This is a genomic window from Anaerolineales bacterium (assembly GCA_022866145.1).
Classification (GTDB): domain Bacteria; phylum Chloroflexota; class Anaerolineae; order Anaerolineales; family E44-bin32; genus PFL42.
Genome location: JALHUE010000472.1, coordinates 1 through 1,620 on the forward strand (window position 1 = coordinate 1; position 1,620 = coordinate 1,620).

Sequence of the window (1,620 nt, forward strand, 5' to 3'; positions counted from 1 at the left end):
AGGTTGTCCTGTTCAACCAGGATGTGCCGGTGTGGGACGCGGCCAACCGCGGCTACCTGGTTGACCGGCGGCGGAGGGGGCAGTTCCAGCAGACGCTGGATGATGCCCTGGAACTCTGCCGCCGCCTGGGCGCCGGCAAGGTGATGCTGGCGTCGGGGGTGGAGCTTCCCGAGGTTGCCCGGCAGGCGCAGCGCGAGTGCATGCTGGAGAACTTGGCCCGGGCGGCGCCGCTGGCGGCCGAGGCCGGGGTGGTGCTCACCCTCGAGGTTCTGAATCCGACCGACAACCCCGGCTACTTCCTGACCTCGCTGGAGGAAGCACGGCAGGTGGTCGATGGGCTCGACCACCCCAACGTACGGCTGCAAATCGACACTTACCACCTGGGGCTGCTGGGCTACGATCCAGCCGCTGAGCTCCGCCGCCTGGGCCCTCGGATCGGGCACATCCAGTTCGCCGATTTCCCAGGGCGCCACGAGCCGGGGACAGGCAGCCTGGATTTCGAGGCGATCCGGCTGGCGGTGGGCGACATCGGCTACCAGGGGTATATCGGGCTGGAATACATCCCTCTGCAGACAGGCGTGCGGACGCTGGCATGGGCACAGGCTGAAGTGGCGGGGAAATCTCACTGAGGGTCTTGGGGAGTGTTCGATGAGTCGCATGACGAAGGCACCGCACGGCAAGGGTCACCACTCGGTTTTTCAATCCGGCGAACTGGGCGTGAAGTGGCTGGCGTTGGAGGTTCTTCGGCTGGAGGCCGGCGAGAGCTGGCAGGGACAGCTCAAGGACGAGGAGGCGGCGCTGGTGCTGCTTTCCGGCCGTTGTTCGGTCACAGTCGATCAGACCCGGTTCGAGGGCATCACCCGGGCGGATATCTTCAGCGCCCTGGGAACGACGGTCTATGCACCGCGGCGCAGCAAGCTGGAGGTCAAGGCCGAGGCGCGCCTGGAACTGGCCATCGCCAAAGCCCCATGTGAGGTCGACCTGAAGCCGCAGCTGCTGACCCCGGACACGGTCAAGGTGATCTCAGCCGGCATGGCCAACTGGCGCCGCGACGTGCGCCTGCTGGTGGCGCCGGGCTCGCCGGTCAGCAGCCGCCTGATCGTTGGCGAGACCATCAATCCGCCGGGCAACTGGTCCGGCATCCCGCCTCACAAGCACGACACGATCAACGACAAGGAAAACATCCTCGAGGAGTTCTACCTGTTCAAGACGAAGCCGGCTGACGGCTATGGGATCCAGGTGCTGAATGATGATGGGCGCGACCAGGCATTTGTGATCGTCAACGACGATGTGGCTATCCTGCAGCAGGGCTACCACCCGACAGCCGCCGCCCCGGGCGTGACCGTCGCCTACCTGTGGGTGCTCTCCGGCGGCGATAAGGCCTACAACATCACGACCGATCCGCGTTTCAGCTGGGTCCCGCCGGCGGAAGCGGTGTTGAAAGAGATGAAGACCTAGCGACTAGCAGCCAGCAGCTATGCAGTCGCTAGATACTAGTCTCTAGCTGCTTTCGAGAACAAGGAGCCCTACATGCTGAAGTCTCCACCCAGCGGCATCATCCCGGCCATGGTGACGCCATTTACCCAGGAACAGGAAGTCAACGAGAAGGCCCTGCGCCGG

General features: G+C 64.7%; 2 protein-coding genes. Both read left to right on the forward strand.

Annotation, left to right across the window (positions count from 1 at the left end):
• On the forward strand, positions 1–629 hold a 629-nt coding region (locus MUO23_13935; protein MCJ7514051.1), incomplete at its 5' end, for a TIM barrel protein.
• Between the two features lie 19 nt (positions 630–648).
• Positions 649–1,458: a 5-deoxy-glucuronate isomerase gene (locus tag MUO23_13940; GenBank protein ID MCJ7514052.1), complete on the forward strand. Its 810-nt coding sequence runs from the start codon at positions 649–651 to the stop codon at positions 1,456–1,458.
• Positions 1,459–1,620 lie beyond the last annotated feature (162 nt).

What these genes read in the sequence shown, in the direction of transcription:
- MUO23_13940 (MCJ7514052.1), top strand. Translation starts at nt 649, where the DNA reads ATGAGTCGCATGACGAAGGCACCGCACGGCAAGGGTCACCACTCGGTT.